Origin of the sequence: Tenacibaculum sp. MEBiC06402, assembly GCF_049239625.1 — a bacterium.
Taxonomy (GTDB): Bacteria; Bacteroidota; Bacteroidia; order Flavobacteriales; family Flavobacteriaceae; genus Polaribacter.
This window is the reverse complement of the sequence record NZ_JBMKKT010000104.1, coordinates 217,435-237,771: the sequence shown is the minus strand read 5'-3', so window position 1 is coordinate 237,771 and position 20,337 is coordinate 217,435. Positions and strand designations below refer to the sequence as shown.

The following is a 20,337-nucleotide window of genomic DNA, read 5'->3' as shown; positions in this document are numbered from 1 at the left end:
AATGCAAGTAAATATCGCGGAAAGTTGGAAACATATTTTACAACCAGAGTTTGAGAAACCTTATTTTAAAAACTTAGTTGAATTTGTAAAAGATGAGTATACTAAGTTTACTTGTTATCCTAAAGGCTCAGATATTTTTGCTGCTTTTGATTATTGTTCATTTGACGATGTGAAAGTGGTTATCATCGGGCAAGATCCTTATCACGGAATTGGTCAGGCAAATGGACTTTGTTTTTCAGTTCATGATGGAATTTCGCACCCACCTTCATTAATTAATATTTTCAAAGAAATTGAAACTGATTTAGGAATTCCTTATCCAGAGTCTGGAGATTTATCTCGTTGGGCCAAACAGGGCGTTTTATTGCTTAATGCGACCTTAACTGTAAGAGCTCATGAAGCTGGAAGTCATCAGAAGAAAGGTTGGGAGCAATTTACAGATGCTGTTATCGCTTCTATTTCTCAACAAAAAGAAGATGTTGTGTTTTTACTTTGGGGAGGTTATGCTAAGAAAAAAGGAGCGAAGATTGACAAGAAAAAACATCATGTGTTAACTTCAGGTCACCCTTCGCCTTTAAGCGCAAATCGAGGTTACTGGTTTGGAAATAAACATTTTTCACAAACCAATGAGTTCTTGACTCACAAAAACTTATCTGTTATAGATTGGTAGTGAATTAATGTTTTTTAGTTTTTGGAGGCAAACAACCACATGGTGGTTTTTTTCGTTTTACTACCTTTAATACAATCTTCTTTTTACCATACATTTTGTAGTACTCATTCAAGTTGATAATTTCTCTTTTTTTACCATCGACCATAAAGAATATTTTATGATCAAGTAAGATATCATTCAGAATAGTCACTTTGAATTGTAAATGCTTCTTTTCGTTATTGATATAACTGTATGGTAAAAATAGTTTATTGATGCTGTCTCTTTTATTCAAAGCTCCAACACCAGTTGCTCCTTGTGCGTTTTTAATAACTTTAGTGTTCCTCCATGGAAAATCAGGCGATTCCACTTTAAATGGAATTAAATAAACGTTTAATTTATCGAATGAATCATCATAATGAACAGGAATGTAATCAATATGTGTTTCTCTAAGAATGGAATAATCAAGATACACAAGCTGATTTGGTTTGACACCGTCAAATGTGAAGTTGTCGGGAGTAATTAATCCAATATCATATAAATCGTCATCTTTGTTACCAGTCATCGATTTTTTCACAACTGGAGGAGAGGCGATATAATATTTAGAAACGTAGAAGTCTTTAAACTTCTTTTTTTCAGTTTTGCTTTTTTGATGTCCAAAAGGAACTCCAGAGACTTCTTGGTTTTTGGTATTCCAGCTAAAACCGTTCTGTTTTTTTACTGAAATTGTACCGTCTTTATATCTCGGACTAACAATTTTACCACTGTCGATGATAATACTGGTGTTACATCCATACAATGAAATTTGTTGTTTACTTTTATGAGGTAATGTACTGTTCGCGATACTAAAACTTAAATATCCAGTTTTATTTACATCGTAATTGTTTTGTGATTGTCCGCTGAAACAACACAAAAACAAGAAGCAACAAAATGTGAAAATATTGGTAGTTGATTTCATTTTGAATAACTTTTAAATTCAATCAAACTTATTGATTTCACAAGAGAAGTTATTCTTTAAAACTATGAGAGTGTATTTTTTGGGTATAAGAAATGGTATTTTGGTAATAAGAAAATTTAGTTTTTAATTTTACTCCATTGCAATTTGAGGTAAAATTGTTTGATTGTAATAGGGAAGTGTAATCGCATCTAATATATCTTCTGTTACATCAGGATAATTTACTTCTACTATTTCATCAGACTTGATCCATTTCTCAATTTTTGGTAATTGTTTTTTGTTGAGTTTTTTCAATACTGGAACTCCCATTTCTTTTAATGCCAAAGCATTGCATTGTTGTTCATATTGGTTTTTCATAGGAATAACCATTAGTTTTTTACGTAAGTATAGAGCTTCTGCTGGTGTTTCAAATCCCGCGCCACATAATATGCCACGTGAAGAGGCAATACTTTTTATGAATTCTTTTCCGTCAATCGGACGAATAATTACATTATTATGTAACTGAAATTGATTGGTGTGTTTTGAAAATACTTCCCACTTTACTTTTTTGAATTGAGAAAGTATCTTAATTAGCTTTTTGTCACCGTAAGCAGGTAAATACACGGTGTAATGTTCTTTTTTTGTAATATTCTTATGTCGGATTTCTTTCCTGATAATCGGTAAGAATGTAGCAGAAGAATACGTTTTAAAGTGAAAACCAAATTTATTTCTAGCTGGGGCGTAATATTTCAAGATTAGCTTTTCAAACTTGAAACTTCCATATTTAGGAGCTTTTTCATCAGCTACTGCGTTTTGATGGCATAAAGAAATAATAGGAACATTCCTTAGTTTACAAGCCCAAGCAGAAACAGGCTCAAAATCATTAATTACTAAATCATATTCCTTTACAGGTAAAGATTTAATTTCTTTCCAAAGGTTTCTGAATTTTGTCTTTTTCAAAGTTTCCCACAAATCTACACCACCTTTTTTACCGAAAATAAAACTTAAACCGTAAAGTTTGTATTTTATCTCAAAAGGAAATTTTAATTCACATTGATATCCACTGACTAAAATGTCAACTTCTGCTCGTTTTTGTAAATATGGAACAATTTCCAAAGCTCTACTGGCGTGTCCATTTCCTGTTCCTTGGATTGCGTAAAGTATTCTCATTATTTGAAGGATTTTTTAATATTGAATTCCATAAGTAAATCTTCAAAAAGCTGACTATTAGTTTGTTCAGCTTTTACAAGTTCTACGTCTGATACTTCAATAGTTTCAGGGACTCTTTTTGCTAATTCATCTTTTTCATATTCATATAATTTCCATTCTTTATTGCTATATTCTAAAGCAGTCAAATTTTCAATCCAATCACCAGAATTCAAATACATTGTTTCTCCTTGATCATTTTTTATCACTTTCATTTCGGGCTGATGTATATGTCCACAAACTACATATTCGTAACCATTATCAATTGCAATTTCCGATGCGGTGGTTTCGAAGTTGTTTATAAACTTAACGGCGCTCTTAACACTGTTTTTGATCTTTTTACTAAACGATAAACGATTGTATCCTAGAGTTTCACTAATCCAGTTTACAGCTGTATTTATCATAATAAGTAAATCGTAACCAATTCCACCTAGTTTAGCTAACCATTTTGAATGTTGCATCGTAACATCAAAAACATCACCATGGAAAAACCATCCTTTTTTACCATCAATATCTAGCACAACTTTATTTACGATTTCAAAGCTACCTAATCGAAATCCTTTGAATTTTCGTAACATTTCATCATGATTTCCTGTGATGTAATAAACCTTTGTTCCAGAAGTAATAAACGACATTAATTGCTTAATTACTTTCATATGAGCCTTCGGAAAGTAACGCTTATTGAATTGCCAGATGTCTATAATGTCACCATTAAGAATTAAAGTTTTCGGATTAATAGTTTTTAAATAATTGTTAAGTTCAGTAGCTCTACAACCAAAAGTTCCTAAATGAACATCAGATATTACAGCAATATCTAATTTACGTTTTTTACTTTTTTTCATTCTTTAGATCGAAAAGTTTTCATTGTGAATTAAACTAAGTTTAATTTGAAAACAGAATTTGGGTAATTAATTTGTACTAAAGTATGTTTAAAGTTTCTTGATTACGTAAAAACTTAATTAATAGATTGTTATAAAAAGTTCAAGGAAAAGTAAGGTTTGTAAATTCAATGTAAACAAAAAAGCCCGGATAAAAATCCGGGCTTTTTAAAATTGATTTATGAATATTTTATTTATTATATAAAACCCAAGTTCCTTGTTCTATTAAAGGAATTGCTTGTTTGTATTTAACTTCTTTCTCTTCTCCAGACATTACATTCTTAATAGTAACGCGTTCGTTACGTCCTATTTTCGGTTGTTCTCTAACAACGGTTTCAACAACTTGTTGTTCTTGTGTTTGTTGGTTACGAGCATTGTTAAATGCTTGTTGCGTTGAGTTCTGAACTTCGTCTTTGCGTAAGTCTAATTTTTCTCTCTTTTGCTCACGAGCTTCAGAAATTTGAGACTCATCTTCGGTTGGTAGTTTTCCTTTGAATAAGAATGAAAGAACTTCTTTATTTATTTTATCAATAGTTTCTTGGAAAAGTTCAAAAGCCTCAAACTTATAAACTAATAATGGATCTTTCTGCTCATATGTAGCATTTTGAACAGTTTGCTTTAATTCATCCATCTTGCGTAAATGATCTTTCCAGTTTTCATCAATGATTGCTAATGTGATGTTCTTTTCAAAATCAGTTACTAATGATTTAGCCTCAGTTTCGTATGCTTCTTTTAAGTTAGTTACTACACGAATTGTTTTAGCTCCATCTGTAAACGGAACAACAATTCTTTCATAACGATCCCCTTCATTTTCAAAAACATTTTTGATTACAGGGAAAGCTTGAACAGCATTTCTATCAGCATCATTTTTATAGTTTTCTGAAACAATTTTATACAACTCATCAACTAAAACTTGTTCATCTTTACTGTTGAATTCTTCTTCAGAAAAAGGAGAAGTCATAGATGAAAAACGAATTAATTCGAATTCAAAATTTTGGAAATCTTTGTTTAATTTATTCTGACGAACAACTGCATCACAAGTATCGTAAATCATATTTGCAATGTCAATTTGTAAACGCTTTCCGTCTAAAGCATGACGACGACGTTTATAAACAAACTCACGTTGAGAGTTCATTACATCATCGTATTCTAATAAACGTTTACGAATTCCGAAGTTGTTTTCTTCTACTTTCTTTTGAGCTCTCTCAATTGATTTTGTGATTAAACGATCCTGAATTACTTCACCTTCTTTCAACCCTAATCTATCCATCATCTTAGCAATTCTGTCAGAACCAAATAAACGCATTAAATTATCATCTAACGCAACGAAGAATTGAGAAGACCCAACATCTCCTTGACGACCGGCACGTCCACGTAACTGACGGTCAACACGACGAGAATCATGACGTTCTGTACCGATAATAGCCAAACCTCCAGCTTCTTTTACTTCATCAGATAATTTAATGTCGGTACCACGACCAGCCATGTTTGTTGCAATTGTTACTTGTCCTGGTTTTCCAGCTTCAGCAACAACATCAGCTTCTTTCTTGTGTAATTTTGCATTTAAGATGTTATGAGGAATTTTGCGCATCGCTAACATTCTTCCTAATAATTCTGAAATTTCAACCGAAGTTGTACCTACTAAAACAGGTCTGTTTTGTCCAACTAGCTTTACGATTTCTTCAATTACAGCATTATATTTCTCACGAGTAGTTTTATATAATAAATCTTCTCTATCATCACGAGCAATTGGTCTATTAGTTGGAATTTCAACAACATCTAATTTATAAATTTCCCAGAATTCTCCAGCTTCAGTAATTGCTGTACCTGTCATTCCAGAAAGTTTACGATACATTCTAAAGTAATTTTGCAAAGTTACAGTAGCAAAAGTTTGAGTTGCATCTTCAATCTTTACATTTTCTTTCGCTTCAATTGCTTGGTGTAAACCATCTGAGTAACGACGACCGTCCATAATACGACCTGTCTGCTCATCAACAATCATTACTTTATTGTCAACAACAACATACTCAACATCTTTTTCAAAAAGCGTGTAAGCTTTTAAAAGCTGGTTCATCGTGTGAATTCGTTCACTTTTTACACTAAAGTCACGATATAATTCTTCTTTTAACTCCGCTTTTTCTTCAGGAGTACTGTCTGCGTTTTCTATTTCCGCAACCTTTATACTGATATCTGGTAAAACAAAGAAAGTCGAATTTTGTGTTTTGTCAGATAAGTGAGCAACACCTTTATCTGTCAAGTTAATTTGATTGTTTTTTTCTTCAATAGTAAACCATAACTCAGCATCTACTTCAGGCATTAATTTGTTGTTATCCTGCATGTAGTAGTTCTCTGTTTTTTGAAGAATTTGTTTAACTCCTTCTTGCGATAAGAACTTAATAAGGGCTTTGTTTTTAGGAAGTCCTCTGTAAACTCTTAACAATAAGAAGCCACCGTCTTTTGAATTCCCTTCTTTAATTAATTTTTTAGCTTCAGCTAAAACACCAACTAAATATTTGTTTTGTAGAGTAACTAAATCAGATACTAAAGGTTTTAATTCATTAAACTCATGTAAATCTCCTTGTGGTACAGGACCTGAAATAATCAATGGAGTACGAGCATCGTCAATTAAAACAGAATCAACCTCATCAATAATCGCGTAATTTGGAGCTCTTTGTACTAAGTCTTCCTTAGAAGAAGCCATGTTATCTCTTAAATAATCGAAACCAAATTCATTATTTGTACCGTAAGTAATATCCGCATTATATGCTTTTCTTCTGTCCTCTGAATTTGGCTGATGGAAATCAATACAATCTGTTGATAATCCATGGAACTCAAAAATAGGAGCCATCCAAGCGCGGTCACGTTTTGCCAGATAGTCATTTACCGTTACAACGTGTACACCTTTACCTGTAAGTGCGTTTAAGTAAACTGGTAAAGTAGAAACTAAGGTCTTTCCTTCTCCTGTCATCATCTCAGCAATTTTACCTTGATGTAGTACCGAACCACCAATTAACTGAACATCGTAGTGAATCATATCCCATGTTACTTCTTTTCCAGAAGCATCCCATGAATTAGCCCAATAAGCCTTATCATCCTCTAAAGTTATATGCGGTCTTGAAGCAGATAATTCACGATCAAATGGAGTAGCAGTAACTTCAATTTCTTCATTGTTAGCAAAACGCTTTGCAGTTTCTTTTACAACAGCGAAAGCTTCAGGCATAATTTCTGCTAAAACCGCTTCTGATGCATTATAAGCTTCATCTTTTAACCTGTCAATTTCAGCATAAATTTCTTCTTGACGATCGATATCAGTAGTTTTTACTTCTTCTTCCAACTTTAAAATTTCGTCTTCAAATTGCTGAGTTGCCTCTTTAATTTTAGACTTAAATTCTGTTGTTTTATTTCTTAATTCATCATTAGAAAGATTCGCAATATCGCTTTCGAAAGACTTAACTTTATCAACAATAGGCTGTAAAGATTTTAAATCTTTTTGTTGTTTATCACCAACAAAAAGTTTAAGAATTGAGTTTAAAATGCTCATTTTGAGTATGTTTTAATCTGAATAAAATTCAGAGTATAATTAGTTATTCGGCGCTTAAAAGTAAGCAAAAAAAAAGCCTCTAAAAGAGACTCTTTGAATTTATATTTTAATATTCATCTTCGTTCCAAAGATAATCCTCTTCTGTAGGATAATCTGGCCAAATTTCAATGATAGAATCGTAAATCTCACCTTCATCTTCGATATCTTGTAGATTTTCTACCACTTCCAAAGGAGCTCCTGTACGAATAGCATAATCAATTAATTCGTCTTTGGTAGCTGGCCAAGGTGCATCTGCTAAATAAGATGCTAATTCAAGTGTCCAATACATTTCTAAATCTGTTTTAGTGTTTTGCAAAAATAAAATTTAAACTGAAAAAGTCAAGTTTTTTTTTGAAAATGTAAAAGTTAATAAAAAAAGAACTTTATTAAAGCTTTTTAGGTATCCATTTAACCTCATCAGCTTTCAAAAGGAAAGTCAACTTCCGTGCCAATACAAAAAGGTAGTCAGAAAGTCGGTTTAAATACATTAAAATACTATTATCAAGAGGTTCTTCTTCGTTTAAAGCAACGCTCAAACGCTCAGCTCTTCTACATACACAGCGAGCTATGTGACAGAATGACACGGTTTGATGACCACCAGGTAAAATAAAATGAGTCATGGGTGGTAACTGTTCATTCATAACGTCAATTTCATTTTCTAAAAACTCAATAGAATTGTTATCAACTTTGGGAATATTTAGACGTTCCTTGCCATTTTTTAGAACTTCCTTTTCCGGAGGAGTAGCGAGCATTGCGCCAAGAGTAAATAATTCGTCTTGAATTTTAATTAAGGCATTTTTAGAAATTTCATCTATTTCCTGATCTCTAATAAGCCCTATATAAGAATTTAATTCATCTACAGTTCCGTAACTTTCTATTCTTAAGTGGTATTTAGGAACTCTAGTGCCTCCAAAAAGAGCAGTAGTTCCTTTATCTCCAGTTTTAGTATATATTTTCATTAAGTTAATTGTTCAAAATTTTAAATGAAGATATTAATTTTCTTCTTTATCTAAGATTGTCTGCGTTGAAACTTTTAATTTATCTAAGATATATTGAGGACAACGAATTGGTCTCATGGTATCTTGGTTAATAAAAGCTAAAGTTGTACTTCCTGTACATATTAATTCTTGATGTTGGTTTCTGATTTCATAGTTAAATTCTATTTTAACACTTGGAGGTTTTTTAAGGAAGGTTGAAATGGTTAATTCGTCATCATAATAAGCCGATTTCTTAAAATTACAATTCAGGGAAATCACAGGAAGAATTATTCCTGTTTTTTCCATATATTTGTACGTAATCCCAAGGGAACGAAGCCATTCTGTTCGACCAATTTCAAAATATTGAGCATAATTTCCGTGATAAACTACCCCCATTTGATCAGTTTCGCCGTATCGTACCCTTACAATAGAATTGTGTTTAACAATCATTAAGTTTTTTTATTGAATCTTACGTAAAAAAAAAATAAAAATCAATACCAATTTGATTTTTTTTTACTGAATTTTATTCACACTTTTGTTCGCCCGTAGGGAGGGTAATTAAACATATTTTTTTTCGCAATTTTTTTTATTGCGAGCGTAATTTTTTTTCTGAAAAACTTAAATGAATAAATCTGCTGAATTAGTTTGGTTAAATTGCTTGTCTTTTATTAAGGACAATATAAAACCTCAAGCATACAAGACATGGTTCGAACCAATAAAGCCTGTTAAGTTATCTGGTGAGGCATTAACTGTACAAGTTCCTAGTAAGTTTTTTTACGAGTGGTTAGAAGAACATTATATCAAATTATTACGTGTGGCTCTTATCAAAGAATTAGGAGAGCATGCAAAGTTGATTTATGATGTTCGAATGGAGAATACTTATAGTAGTAACAGTCCTCAAACTGTTAAAATTCCTAGTTCTAATAGGAATCCATTAAAACCTCAAAAAGTTACGGTTCCTTTAGAATCTAAAAGAGAACTAAAAAATCCTTTCATCATACCAGGTTTGCAAAAGGTAAAAATTGAATCTCAACTAAATCCAAATTATAATTTTGAGAATTTTGTAGAAGGTGATTCAAACAGACTTGCACGTTCAGCGGGAATTGCAGTAGCGAACAAACCAGGAGGAACATCTTTTAATCCTTTGTTGATTTATGGTGGAGTAGGATTAGGTAAAACACATTTAGCTCATGCTATAGGTGTTGATATAAAAGATAAATATCCAGATAAAACTGTTTTATATATATCATCAGAAAAATTTACACAACAATTTATTGATTCGGTAAAGTCGAATACCAGAAATGATTTTATTCATTTTTATCAAATGATTGATGTGTTAATTATTGATGATGTTCAATTTTTATCAGGAAAAGCAGGAACTCAGGATGTGTTCTTCCATATCTTCAATCACTTACATCAAAATGGGAAACAGGTAATTTTAACTTCGGATAAGGCGCCTGTTGACATGCAAGATATAGAACAACGTTTATTATCACGTTTCAAATGGGGGTTATCTGCAGAATTGCAAAATCCAGATTATGAAACTCGTATCTCAATTTTACAGCGAAAGTTGTTTAGAGATGGAGTAGAAATGCCTGAAGATATTGTTGAGTATATTGCCAAAAACGTAAAATCTAATGTAAGAGAGTTGGAAGGAGTTATCATTTCAATGATTGCTCAGGCGTCTTTTAATAGAAAAGAATTTACATTAGAATTGGCAAGACAAATTGTTGACAAGTTTGTTAAGAATACTAAGAAAGAAGTTTCTATTGATTATATTCAGAAAGTCGTTTCTAAATATTTTGATATGGATGTTGCAACACTTCAATCAAAAACAAGAAAACGTCATGTAGTTCAGGCTCGTCAATTAGCCATGTATTTTGCAAAACGTATGACGAAGTCTTCATTAGCAAGTATTGGAAGTCAAATTGGACAAAGAGATCACGCAACTGTACTTCATGCTTGTAAAACAGTTGATAACTTAACTGAAACAGATAAGCAATTTAGAAAGTACGTAGAAGACTTAACTAAGAAGTTAACATTCTAGCAAAATATCACTTTATATGAGAATACTAATGGTTTGTCTGGGGAATATTTGTCGTTCGCCACTAGCGGAAGGTATTCTTCGTTCTAAGGTTTTTACTGATGCTGTAACCATTGATTCTGCTGGTACTTCAGGTTTTCATCAAGGTGAGTTGCCTGATCCTCGTTCGATTGCTGTTGCTAAATCAAATGGTATAGATATTACTTATCAGCGTTCTAGAAAGTTTACGGTAGAAGATTTCGATAATTTCGATTTAATTTATGCCATGGATCAAAGTAATTATCAGAATCTATTAGATATAGCTAGGAACAAAGATGACGAATCTAAAATTAAGATGATTTTGAACGAATCAAATCCTGGAGAAAACTTAAATGTTCCTGATCCATATTATGGTGGAGATAAAGGATTTGATAATGTTTTTAGAATGCTTGATGAAGCTTGTGATGTTATTGCTTCAAAATTTCAATAAATATTTATGTTAGGTAAACTTTATTTAATTCCAACAACTTTAGGAGATACAGAACCTCTTGAAGTGATGCCAATCTCGGTTAAAAAAGTGATTGAAACGTTAGATTATTTTATTGTTGAAAATGAAAAAACAGCAAGAAGATATATCAAACGAATTACACCTAGCAAAGTTCAATCGGAGTTGCACTTTATGAAGATAGATAAGTTTTCCCATGAATTGGAAACTAGAAATTACCTAGATGTTTGTCAGCATGGAATTTCCGTTGGAGTATTATCGGAAGCGGGAGTGCCTGGAGTTGCAGATCCAGGAGCTACAATTGTTAAACAAGCGCATGAGAAGGGAATTCAAGTTATTCCTTTGGTTGGTCCTTCGTCAATTTTATTGGCTATGATGGCTTCAGGAATGAATGGACAAAATTTTGCTTTTAACGGTTATTTACCGATTGATAAGAGTGACAAGAAAAAAGCTATTAAAGAGCTTGAACGATTATCACGTGATAAGAAACAATCTCAAATTTTTATAGAAACACCATATCGAAATGGAAAAATGTTAGATGATTTGAGAGCTACTTTACATCCGAATACACGTCTTTGTGTCGCTTGTGATATCACATTACCATCAGAATATATCAAAACATTTCCAATTTCAAAATGGAAATCAGAAAATCCAGAATTACACAAAAGGCCTGCGATTTTCATCATACAGGCCTAGTTAATTGATATAATTTAATAAGTAATTTTTTAAACTGTAGCTTTTTTATCAGCCTTTACGTGGGATACATCGTATCCTGCAAATTTCTTTAAATAGGATTCTATCGACGTTCCGTAAGAATCTTTAAACTGAAACTTACCATAAGAACGTAAGAATTTTTTAACGTTACCTGCGCCAGCTAAATGTGCTGCTGCTAAAATTCCAGATTCGGTAACAACAATTCCTTTAATACGTTTGCCGACGAAACGGGAAATATCCCTTCTTAAAATCCATTTATTCACCTGGCAAAGAGCAGTGAAAGCCCTCTCTTGTAGTTCAGGGTTTTTCAGGAATTTTTGCGTATCGTAAATTTTAAATCGACGTAAAGTGCCTTTTCCAAATTGATACTTTCCTAAGTAACCTAATGTATTTACTACTGTATATCTTCCTTGAGATTCTTTAAAAGCAAGTGCTTCTTTAAAACCGATGAAATCCTTCTCTAGGATTAATAGGTCTTCTGTAGTAGTGTAGTTAATTGGTTTAGTTTTTTCAGATAATTTCCCCTTTTTATCTGTAAAACTAAATAGCGTAATAAAAATTAAAAATGCCCCTAATTTTCTGATAATTAATATACTTTCTGTTTAGCGGGCGCAAATATAGGGTAAAAATACAGTTCAAAACAAACTTTGGAATTTTGTATATTTTTAGGTTTTACGGAAAATGTATTTTTACTAACAAAATTTTAAAAATCTAATAATCAGGACTCTTGATTACTTGTTAAATTTCCTAAAAAGCTGTTAATCGATTAAAAATAAATTTTTGTTAAAATTATCGCTTAATCCCTTGATTATTAATCCATCTTTGATATTTCACAGCATTTCGGTTGTGTTGCGCTAGTGTTTTAGCAAATTCATGAAAACCTATATTATCGACGCTCGCACACATAAAATAGTAGTCATGTTTTTCAGGATTTAAAACTGCTTCTATTGATGAAATATCGGGCATTGATATTGGAGAAGGAGGTAAGCCAATATTTTTGTAAGTATTATAAGGTGATTTTTTTGTGTTTTCAATATCTCTGAATAAGACTCTTTTTACAATAAAATCTTGACCGTTGACCTCTTTCAAAGCATAAATTATAGTTGGGTCTGCTTCTAATGGCCAATTATTCTTATATCTGTTTAAATATAGGCCTGCTACTTTTGGGCGCTCTGAAATTTGTGCAGTTTCTTTTTGCACAATTGAAGCGAGGGTTATAACTTGATCTTCTGTTAAACCAAGTTTACTAGCTTTTTCTAACCTGCTTTTGTTCCAGAACTTATTATACTGTTGTAACATTTTATTTCTGAATCTTTCAGGAGAAGTGTTCCAATAAACTTCATACTGATTTGGTATATACATTCCCAATACAGATTTTTCTGTAAAATCATTCTCTTGAAGAAACTTAGTATCTTTAAATGCATTTAATAAAGAAATACTATCGGCTTCTATTTGTTGTGCGATTCTTCCAGCCAATTTTTCTAATGTATCTTGATTGTTGAAGGTAACTTTTACTGCAGTTTGATTTCCAGAACGAAAAAGATTAACCAAATCATTCATATTCATTCCTTTCTTTACAACATACATTCCTCCTTTAGGTTTATTGAATTTTTTCAAATCGGCTACCCATAGGAAATCTTCGTAATTATCTACAATTCCCTCAAGTGAAACTTTTAAATCATCCATATTACTGTTTGATTTAATAAATATTGAAGCTTCTTTGTGCACTGCAGTTGAAAAAATTTTGTTGTAAAAATAGAATCCTACCGCTCCAAATATAAGAAGTAAGATTCCTAGAATTATGATGATTTTATTTTTCATTGATTAATTGAAATAATATTTCGTCTTTAAAGTCTCCTTTTGAAAAAAGCCAGTCTTTTTTTACTCCAACTTGTTTAAAGTGATGTTTTTTAAATAACGAAATGCTTTTTTGATTGTCGTTAGCAATATTAGCAAATAATTGGTGTAAATTAAGATTTGTAAAACTATAATTTAATAAGATGCTCAATGCTTCATTGGCGAAACCATTGTGTTGATAGTTTTCATGAATGACAATTCCAACTCCAGCTCTTCTATGCTGAGGATTAAAATCAAACAAGTCTATAAGTCCAATCGGGTTATTATTTTTTATTTCTTCAATAACCAAACGTAACTGTTTTGCTTCATAAATGTCCAAGTGACAGTTCTCTATGTATTGTTTTAAGAGAAACTTTGAAAAGGGTGTTTGGGTATGACTAACTTCCCAGAAGAGTTGGTTATTTTCAATTTGAAAAAGAAAATCTAAATCTTCAGGTTCAACTGCTCTAAGATTAATATTTTTTCCTCTTAATGTTTGCATTAAATTTCAATTTGACCTTTAAAAACAAACTCAGCTGGACCTTTTAAAAATACATTCTTATACTTATTATCTTGCACATCAAATGAAATAGAGAGTTGTCCACCTTCTACTTGAATATTTATGTCTGTAGCCTCTGTTTTATTCGTTTTATGCATGGCAATTGCAGCGGCTGTAGCGCCGGTTCCACATGCTAAAGTTTCATCTTCAACTCCACGTTCATAGGTTCTTATTCTAAAAGAATTGGAGTTGAGTTGTTCAACAAAATTAACATTACTTCCTTCGGAACCATATACATTATTACGAATTTGTTTTCCTTTGTTATAAACATCGAAAGAGCCGATATTTTCTACGAGTTCGACATGATGAGGAGAACCGGTGTCAGTAAAAACAAATCCGTTTTCATTTTTCACTTCATTCACATCAATCATTTGTAATGAAACAATTCCGTTCTCAATAGTCGCATGATGAAGCCCATCAATTGCAATAAATGTTGTTTGGTTTTTTATAACATTTAATTGATTTGCAAATGCTACAATACATCTTCCACCATTTCCACACATGGTACTTTGATTTCCATCTGCATTAAAATACACCATTCTAAAATCAGTATTTGCATCATTCTCTAGTAAGATTAATCCATCTCCACCGACTCCAAAATTACGATCACACAATTTGTTGATAAGCTCCTTGTTCTCTTTTGGAAAAAAAGAAGATCTATTATCAATCATCACAAAATCATTTCCCGTTCCTTGGTACTTGTAAAACTCTAAATTCATTGGAGCAAATATACGTATTTACTCAGGAAAATATGATTGTTAAATGGCGGTTAAAGTCCGTTAAAGAGAAGTTAAACAGATTGTGTTAAAATGTTAAAATTGTATCTTTGATTAGCTTAAAAATTTAATATATATGAAAAGAGTTTTAGGAATATTGACTATTGCATTTTTGGGAGGAGCTTCTTCATTAGGAGTTTACAAGATTTTTATTGAAAAGCCACAAGATATTGTTGAAAAAACGGTCGAGCCGGCATTACAAACAATGAATGCAAGTTACACACCTGCAGTTTTAAATACAACTTCAGTTCCAACAGATTTTACCGAAGCTGCTGAAAAAACAGTAAATACGGTTGTTCATGTGAAAAATACTGCAATCAAAGAGGTCTATAACCCGTTTGAGGAGTTTTTTGGAACAGGAAGTGGAAAGAGAAAACAGGAAAGAGTTGGAACAGGAAGCGGTGTAATTATTTCTTCAGATGGATATATTGTGACAAATAACCATGTAATAGATGGAGCAACAGATTTAGAAGTTACCTTAAATAATAAAAAGAAATATAAAGCAGAGTTGGTTGGAGCAGATGTTAAAAATGATATTGCTTTACTAAAAATTAATTCAGATTTCGATTTACCATATATTACTTTTGGTAATTCAGATAATGCAAAAATAGGAGAGTGGGTATTGGCCGTTGGAAATCCTTATAATTTAAATTCTACAGTTACTGCTGGGATTATTAGTGCAAAAGGAAGAGATTTACAAGGAAACACAAATATTGATGCATTTATTCAAACGGATGCAGCTGTAAACCCTGGTAATAGCGGTGGGGCATTAGTGAATACGAGAGGAGAGTTAATTGGAATTAATACAGCCATAAGTTCTAGGACGGGTTCTTTTATAGGATATTCATTTGCAGTACCTTCAAATATTACAAAGAAGATTATAGATGACTTATTAGAGTTTGGAAATGTTCAAGAAGCGGTAATGGGATTCAGTTTTCGTCCTGATAGAGATGAAGTAGAAGGAGTTGAAATTGTTGAAGTTACTTCAGGAGAAGGAGCTGACTTAGCAGGTTTAAAGGAAGGAGACATTATTAAAAGGGTGAATAACGTTAAAATAAGTAAAATAGCGGATTTAAAAGGGCAACTGAATGCAAAGAGGCCGGGACAAAGTGTTGATGTAACCATAGAAAGGGATGGAGAATTTTTAACAAAATCCGTAACACTAATGAAAAGAACAACCTTTGATTCTACTGTGTTTGGTATCAGGTTAAAAGACTTGACGGAAAAAGAACAAAAAGAAAGAAAGCTAGAAAACGGAGCAAAAATTATTAAATCTACCAATCCAGCTTTTGTAGAGTACAATGTTGGTGAAGGATATGTGATTACTAAAATTAACGGAAAGAAAATCTACTCAGCATCAGAAGCTGCTAATTTACTCGATAGTTACTCTCAAAGAAGTGGCAGAAGATTAATTATAGAGCTCGTTAGTCCAGAAGGACAAATTGAACGATACGGATTATAAAATCTAAAAAAAAACTCGGTAATTTTATTATCGAGTTTTTTTTGTTTTTTGGGTTACGAAATCGTTTGAAATAACTACTTTTGCACCAAATTTTTAAAAATTTAGTTAACACAACTATGTCAACAATAACAAATTACGAAAAAGAAGTGGTAAATCAAGCTCAAGTAAGAAGAGCAACTACTGAATTTATCAATATTGTAAACGATTTATGGTACGACAAATCAATTGAATTAGTATTGTTTAGAAACCCATTAGTAGACAAAAGAGCTAGTGAGGTGTTAAACTTAATAAACTATGCAAAAGAGTTTGTTACAAAACCAATTACAATTCAAGACGCATTAGCAATTGCTAAAGCTATTCAAAGTATTGACTTACCAGCTTCAAAATTAGATATAGGTAAATTAGCATATGAATATTATTTAATAGATGATGCTGAATTAGATACTGTTGATTTTGTGAAAAATCAATTAAAAGATGCTACTGAAGCTACTAACTTTGAGCCTAAAGATGTCGTTCTTTATGGTTTCGGTCGTATCGGTCGTTTATTAGCGAGAGAATTAAGCACAAGAATGGGTAAAGGTTCTCAATTAAGATTAAGAGCAATTGTTACTCGTGGTAAAATAGATGAAGCAGTTTTAGAAAAAAGAGCTTCTTTATTAAGTGTTGATTCAGTTCACGGTGATTTTTTAGGAACTGTTCAAGTTGATGCTGAAAATAATGCATTAATCATTAATGGAACGACGGTACACATGATTTCTGCAGGAGGACCAGAAGAAGAAATTGATTATACTTCTTATGGAATTAATGATGCTTTAGTAATTGATAATACAGGAGCTTTTAGAGATAAAGAAGCATTAAGTCGTCATTTAACTGCTAAAGGAGCAAGTAAAGTATTGTTAACAGCTCCAGGAAAGGGAGTTCCAAATATTGTGCATGGAGTTAATCATTTAGAGAATAATCCTGATTCAATTGATATTTTCTCAGCTGCGTCTTGTACAACAAATGCAATTACTCCAGTATTAAAGGTTTTAGAAGATAATTTTGGAATCAAAAAAGGACACTTAGAAACTATTCATGCATATACTAATGATCAAAATTTAGTTGATAATATGCATAAAAAATATCGTAGAGGTAGAGCTGCAGCTTTAAATATGGTAATTACCGAAACAGGAGCTGGAAAAGCAGTTTCTAAGGCATTACCTGCATTAGAAGGAAAATTAACTTCAAATGCAATTAGAGTTCCTGTACCTAACGGATCATTAGCTGTATTGAATTTACAATTAAATTCGGAAACTACTGTTGAAGCAGTTAATGCAATAATGAAGCAATATGCTTTAGAAGGAGATTTGGTTGAGCAAATCAAATATTCGTTAAGTAACGAATTAGTTTCTACCGATATCGTAGGAACAACTGCTCCTTCAATTTTTGATAGTAAAGCTACAATTGTAGATGGAGATACAATTGTAATTTACGTTTGGTATGATAACGAGTATGGTTATTCTCACCAAGTAATGCGTTTGGCTAAGCACATAGCAAAAGTTCGTCGATATACTTATTATTAGTAGACTAACTACTATTTCAACTTTAAAAATCCGAGGTAAATACTTCGGATTTTTTTTGTTTAAAAATAGTAAATTGCAAATCGAATTTTTATAAAGAACAAAGATGAAGTCATTTTTATCTCTAATCATATTTTTTGTTATGATAAATCAAACCAATGCTCAGGAATTACCGTATTATGAAATACCAGAAGCACCTGAGAAGTATACAGCCGGTGCTGTAGCTAGTAGATTGATAGATGGTCTAGGGTTTAGGTATTATTGGGCAACAAAAGATCTGACAGAAAAAGATTTGAAATACAAACCAGGAGATAAAACAAGAAGTGTTTTTGATACTGCAGATCATATTTTAGTATTATCTATTATGACGTTAAGTGCTGTAGAAAATACTACAATGACATTTCCAAAAGAAGGTTCATTAACTTTTGAAGAAATGAGAGCATTGACGCTTAAAAATTTTAAAAAAGCCAGTGATATATTGAAAGAGGCAGACGATATTTCAAAGTTTGTTATGAAGATTAAAAGAGGAAATGGAAAAGTAGAAGAATATCCTTTTTGGAATCAATTAAACGGACCAATTGCTGATGCTATATGGCATTGTGGACAAATTGTTTCATTTAGACGTTCATCAGGAAACCCTTTTCCGAAAGGGGTTAGTTTATTAACGGGTAAGATTAGGAAATAATGACAATTAAAGAGAAGATAGCATCTTTAAGAAAAGAGTTAAATAAGCATAATTATAATTATTATGTGTTAGATAATGCTACGATTTCTGATTATGAGTTTGATATAAAATTAAAAGAGCTCGAGCAATTAGAAGATCAGAATCCTGAATTTTTTGATCCAAATTCACCAACTCAAAGAGTAGGAGGTCAGATCACTAAAAACTTTAATACTGTTTTTCATAAAAACAGAATGTATTCTCTCGATAATTCATATTCTAAAGAAGATTTATTAGATTGGGAAAAGCGTATTCAAAAATTGTTAGGAACTACAGAAATTGAATACACTTGTGAGTTAAAGTACGATGGTGCCTCTATTAACTTAACTTATGAAGGAGGAAAATTTGTCCGAGCCGTAACCAGAGGTGATGGTTTTCAAGGAGATGAAGTAACCACAAATATTCGAACAATTAAATCTATTCCTCTAGTGTTGACGAATGATTTTGTTTCAGATTTTGAAATGAGAGGTGAAATAATTTTGCCGCTAGATGGATTTAATGCTATGAACCAAGAACGAGTTGCGAATGGAGAAGAACCTTATAGAAATCCAAGAAATACTGCTAGTGGAAGCCTGAAGCTACAAGATAGCGGAGAGGTTGCTAAACGACCGTTAGATTGTTTGTTGTACCAGGTAGTAACAAACGAAAGGAAATATAAAACTCATTTCGAGAGCCTAAATGCGGCAAGAAATTGTGGTTTTAAAGTTCCAGAAACCATTTCTCTAGCGAAATCTATTTCCGAAGTTCTGGAATTCGTAAACTATTGGGACGAAAAGCGTCATGAATTACCTTACGAAACAGATGGTGTTGTTGTTAAAGTTAATTCGCTTTACCAACAAGAAGAGCTTGGATATACATCAAAATCTCCAAGATGGGCAATTGCTTATAAATTTAAAGCTGAACAGGTTTCAACTTTACTTAATGAAATTACTTATCAAGTTGGAAGAACTGGTGCAATAACTCCTGTAGCAAATTTAGAACCTGTGTATTTAGCTGGAACTATTGTTAAGAGAGCATCATTACATAACTCAGATCAAATTGAAAAGTTGGATGTGAGAATTGGTGATACAGTTTATGTAGAAAAAGGAGGTGAAATTATTCCTAAAATTATGGGAGTTGATTTGTCTATGAGACCCGTAGATTCTGTTCCTACTCAATATGCAACTCATTGTCCTGAATGTAAAACAGAGTTAGTAAGGACAGAAGGTGACGCAAAACATTATTGCCCGAATGAATTTGGTTGTGCTCCTCAAATTACAGGAAGAATTCAGCATTTTATTAGTAGAAAGGCCATGGATATTGACGGTTTAGGAGGAGAAACAGTTGATTTACTGAGAAAAGAAGGGTTGATTGAAAACTATGCTGATTTATATGAGTTAAATGTAGATCAAATAATTCCTTTAGAGCGAATGGCAGAGAAATCTGCTCAAAATATGATTGAAGGAATTGAAAAATCAAAAGAAATTCCTTTTGAAAAGGTTTTATTTGCCTTGGGAATTCGATTTGTTGGTGAAACAGTGGCAAAAAAATTAGCGAAACATTTCAAGTCAATTGATAGTTTGTTAAATGCCAGTTTTGAAGAGTTAATTAATGTTGATGAGATTGGAGAAAAAATAGCAGAAAGTGTTTTGAGTTTTTCAAAAGATGAAAAAAACTTAGGCATCATCTCGAGATTAAAAAGTTATGGAGTACAACTTGAAGTTTCTCAGGAGGAACTGAGTAACCAAACCAATAAACTAGAAGGAAAAATAATTGTAGTTTCTGGAGTTTTTCATCAAATGAGTAGGAATGATTTAAAGAAAGCAATTGAAGATAACGGAGGTAAAGTAAGCAGTTCTATATCTAAAAAAACTAGTTTTATAGTTGCTGGTGATAACATGGGGCCTAGTAAATTGACAAAAGCACAAGATTTAGGAATTGATATAATTTCTGAAGATGAATTTATAAGTATGATTAAATAATTA

The 20,337-nt window shown here is 32.1% G+C and carries 19 protein-coding genes; 8 read left to right on the top strand and 11 right to left on the bottom strand.

Annotation, left to right across the window (positions count from 1 at the left end):
* Position 1: 1 nt before the first annotated feature.
* The gene (locus ACOSP6_RS15365) at positions 2–667 is read left to right on the top strand and encodes a uracil-DNA glycosylase (protein WP_422093837.1); all 666 of its coding nucleotides are present in this window, start codon (positions 2–4) and stop codon (positions 665–667) included.
* A gap of 4 nt (positions 668–671) precedes the next feature.
* On the opposite strand, the gene ACOSP6_RS15360 is transcribed toward ACOSP6_RS15365, so the two are convergent.
* The 7 genes from ACOSP6_RS15360 to ACOSP6_RS15330 all read right to left on the bottom strand — a co-directional run bounded on the left by ACOSP6_RS15360 (position 672) and on the right by ACOSP6_RS15330 (position 8,668).
* On the bottom strand, positions 672–1,601 hold the full coding sequence (locus ACOSP6_RS15360) for a hypothetical protein (protein WP_422093838.1): 930 nt from the start codon (positions 1,599–1,601) through the stop codon (positions 672–674).
* Positions 1,602–1,730: 129 nt separating this feature from the next.
* A complete protein-coding gene (locus tag ACOSP6_RS15355; protein ID WP_422093839.1) occupies positions 1,731–2,747 on the bottom strand; it encodes a glycosyltransferase family protein in 1,017 nt (338 codons plus the stop codon).
* Positions 2,747–3,625 carry a UDP-2,3-diacylglucosamine diphosphatase gene (locus tag ACOSP6_RS15350; protein WP_422093840.1) on the bottom strand — a complete coding sequence of 293 codons (879 nt, stop codon included), beginning with the start codon at positions 3,623–3,625 and terminating at the stop codon, positions 2,747–2,749. The genes ACOSP6_RS15355 and ACOSP6_RS15350 overlap by 1 nt, the downstream gene beginning before the upstream one ends.
* Before the next feature lie 226 nt (positions 3,626–3,851).
* Positions 3,852–7,202 (bottom strand): preprotein translocase subunit SecA, encoded by a 3,351-nt coding sequence (gene secA / locus ACOSP6_RS15345; RefSeq protein WP_422093841.1) that lies wholly within the window; start codon positions 7,200–7,202, stop codon positions 3,852–3,854.
* Between the two features lie 106 nt (positions 7,203–7,308).
* On the bottom strand, positions 7,309–7,530 hold the full coding sequence (locus tag ACOSP6_RS15340; protein WP_100924424.1) for a DUF2795 domain-containing protein: 222 nt from the start codon (positions 7,528–7,530) through the stop codon (positions 7,309–7,311).
* Between the two features lie 97 nt (positions 7,531–7,627).
* Entirely contained in the window at positions 7,628–8,200 is a 573-nt protein-coding gene (locus ACOSP6_RS15335; protein WP_422093842.1) for a cob(I)yrinic acid a,c-diamide adenosyltransferase, read from the bottom strand.
* Positions 8,201–8,233: 33 nt separating this feature from the next.
* Positions 8,234–8,668 carry an acyl-CoA thioesterase gene (locus ACOSP6_RS15330; RefSeq protein ID WP_422093843.1) on the bottom strand — a complete coding sequence of 145 codons (435 nt, stop codon included), beginning with the start codon at positions 8,666–8,668 and terminating at the stop codon, positions 8,234–8,236.
* Between the two features lie 172 nt (positions 8,669–8,840).
* Between ACOSP6_RS15330 and dnaA the strand changes: the two genes are divergently transcribed.
* The 3 genes from dnaA to ACOSP6_RS15315 are packed head-to-tail and all read left to right on the top strand — an operon-like array spanning position 8,841 to position 11,442.
* Positions 8,841–10,265, top strand: a complete 1,425-nt coding sequence (gene dnaA, locus ACOSP6_RS15325) for a chromosomal replication initiator protein DnaA (RefSeq protein WP_422093844.1) — start codon at positions 8,841–8,843, stop codon at positions 10,263–10,265.
* Positions 10,266–10,281: 16 nt separating this feature from the next.
* A complete protein-coding gene (locus ACOSP6_RS15320; RefSeq protein ID WP_422093845.1) occupies positions 10,282–10,731 on the top strand; it encodes a low molecular weight protein-tyrosine-phosphatase in 450 nt (149 codons plus the stop codon).
* Between the two features lie 6 nt (positions 10,732–10,737).
* On the top strand, positions 10,738–11,442 hold the full coding sequence (locus ACOSP6_RS15315) for an SAM-dependent methyltransferase (RefSeq protein WP_422093846.1): 705 nt from the start codon (positions 10,738–10,740) through the stop codon (positions 11,440–11,442).
* 29 nt (positions 11,443–11,471) lie between these two features.
* On the opposite strand, the gene ACOSP6_RS15310 is transcribed toward ACOSP6_RS15315, so the two are convergent.
* The 4 genes from ACOSP6_RS15310 to dapF all read right to left on the bottom strand — a co-directional run bounded on the left by ACOSP6_RS15310 (position 11,472) and on the right by dapF (position 14,574).
* Complete coding sequence (locus ACOSP6_RS15310; protein ID WP_422094061.1) at positions 11,472–12,047, bottom strand: peptidoglycan-binding protein LysM; 576 nt, start codon at positions 12,045–12,047, stop codon at positions 11,472–11,474.
* A gap of 202 nt (positions 12,048–12,249) precedes the next feature.
* On the bottom strand, positions 12,250–13,281 hold the full coding sequence (gene mltG, locus ACOSP6_RS15305) for an endolytic transglycosylase MltG (protein ID WP_422093847.1): 1,032 nt from the start codon (positions 13,279–13,281) through the stop codon (positions 12,250–12,252).
* Positions 13,271–13,798: a GNAT family N-acetyltransferase gene (locus tag ACOSP6_RS15300; RefSeq protein WP_422093848.1), complete on the bottom strand. Its 528-nt coding sequence runs from the start codon at positions 13,796–13,798 to the stop codon at positions 13,271–13,273. Before ACOSP6_RS15300 ends, mltG begins: the two co-directional genes overlap by 11 nt.
* On the bottom strand, positions 13,798–14,574 hold the full coding sequence (gene dapF / locus ACOSP6_RS15295) for a diaminopimelate epimerase (RefSeq protein WP_422093849.1): 777 nt from the start codon (positions 14,572–14,574) through the stop codon (positions 13,798–13,800). The genes ACOSP6_RS15300 and dapF overlap by 1 nt, the downstream gene beginning before the upstream one ends.
* Before the next feature lie 133 nt (positions 14,575–14,707).
* Between dapF and ACOSP6_RS15290 the strand changes: the two genes are divergently transcribed.
* From ACOSP6_RS15290 to ligA, 4 genes are all read left to right on the top strand, one after another.
* On the top strand, positions 14,708–16,093 hold the full coding sequence (locus ACOSP6_RS15290) for a S1C family serine protease (protein ID WP_422093850.1): 1,386 nt from the start codon (positions 14,708–14,710) through the stop codon (positions 16,091–16,093).
* Between the two features lie 116 nt (positions 16,094–16,209).
* Positions 16,210–17,655 (top strand): glyceraldehyde-3-phosphate dehydrogenase, encoded by a 1,446-nt coding sequence (locus tag ACOSP6_RS15285; protein ID WP_422093851.1) that lies wholly within the window; start codon positions 16,210–16,212, stop codon positions 17,653–17,655.
* A gap of 103 nt (positions 17,656–17,758) precedes the next feature.
* Positions 17,759–18,337 (top strand): DinB family protein, encoded by a 579-nt coding sequence (locus ACOSP6_RS15280; protein WP_422093852.1) that lies wholly within the window; start codon positions 17,759–17,761, stop codon positions 18,335–18,337.
* The gene (gene ligA, locus ACOSP6_RS15275) at positions 18,337–20,334 is read left to right on the top strand and encodes an NAD-dependent DNA ligase LigA (protein WP_422093853.1); all 1,998 of its coding nucleotides are present in this window, start codon (positions 18,337–18,339) and stop codon (positions 20,332–20,334) included. The genes ACOSP6_RS15280 and ligA overlap by 1 nt, the downstream gene beginning before the upstream one ends.
* Positions 20,335–20,337 lie beyond the last annotated feature (3 nt).

Bases quoted from the DNA above. Each gene is read 5' to 3' on its own strand.
- dapF (WP_422093849.1), bottom strand. From the start codon at position 14,574: ATGAATTTAGAGTTTTACAAGTACCAAGGAACGGGAAATGATTTTGTG.
- ACOSP6_RS15365 (WP_422093837.1), top strand. From the start codon at position 2: ATGCAAGTAAATATCGCGGAAAGTTGGAAACATATTTTACAACCAGAG.
- mltG (WP_422093847.1), bottom strand. From the start codon at position 13,281: ATGAAAAATAAAATCATCATAATTCTAGGAATCTTACTTCTTATATTT.
- ACOSP6_RS15315 (WP_422093846.1), top strand. From the start codon at position 10,738: ATGTTAGGTAAACTTTATTTAATTCCAACAACTTTAGGAGATACAGAA.
- ACOSP6_RS15350 (WP_422093840.1), bottom strand. From the start codon at position 3,625: ATGAAAAAAAGTAAAAAACGTAAATTAGATATTGCTGTAATATCTGAT.
- secA (WP_422093841.1), bottom strand. From the start codon at position 7,202: ATGAGCATTTTAAACTCAATTCTTAAACTTTTTGTTGGTGATAAACAA.
- dnaA (WP_422093844.1), top strand. From the start codon at position 8,841: ATGAATAAATCTGCTGAATTAGTTTGGTTAAATTGCTTGTCTTTTATT.
- ACOSP6_RS15320 (WP_422093845.1), top strand. From the start codon at position 10,282: ATGAGAATACTAATGGTTTGTCTGGGGAATATTTGTCGTTCGCCACTA.
- ACOSP6_RS15355 (WP_422093839.1), bottom strand. From the start codon at position 2,747: ATGAGAATACTTTACGCAATCCAAGGAACAGGAAATGGACACGCCAGT.
- ACOSP6_RS15330 (WP_422093843.1), bottom strand. From the start codon at position 8,668: ATGATTGTTAAACACAATTCTATTGTAAGGGTACGATACGGCGAAACT.
- ACOSP6_RS15300 (WP_422093848.1), bottom strand. From the start codon at position 13,798: ATGCAAACATTAAGAGGAAAAAATATTAATCTTAGAGCAGTTGAACCT.
- ACOSP6_RS15290 (WP_422093850.1), top strand. From the start codon at position 14,708: ATGAAAAGAGTTTTAGGAATATTGACTATTGCATTTTTGGGAGGAGCT.
- ACOSP6_RS15340 (WP_100924424.1), bottom strand. From the start codon at position 7,530: ATGTATTGGACACTTGAATTAGCATCTTATTTAGCAGATGCACCTTGG.
- ACOSP6_RS15285 (WP_422093851.1), top strand. From the start codon at position 16,210: ATGTCAACAATAACAAATTACGAAAAAGAAGTGGTAAATCAAGCTCAA.
- ACOSP6_RS15360 (WP_422093838.1), bottom strand. From the start codon at position 1,601: ATGAAATCAACTACCAATATTTTCACATTTTGTTGCTTCTTGTTTTTG.
- ACOSP6_RS15280 (WP_422093852.1), top strand. From the start codon at position 17,759: ATGAAGTCATTTTTATCTCTAATCATATTTTTTGTTATGATAAATCAA.
- ACOSP6_RS15335 (WP_422093842.1), bottom strand. From the start codon at position 8,200: ATGAAAATATATACTAAAACTGGAGATAAAGGAACTACTGCTCTTTTT.
- ligA (WP_422093853.1), top strand. From the start codon at position 18,337: ATGACAATTAAAGAGAAGATAGCATCTTTAAGAAAAGAGTTAAATAAG.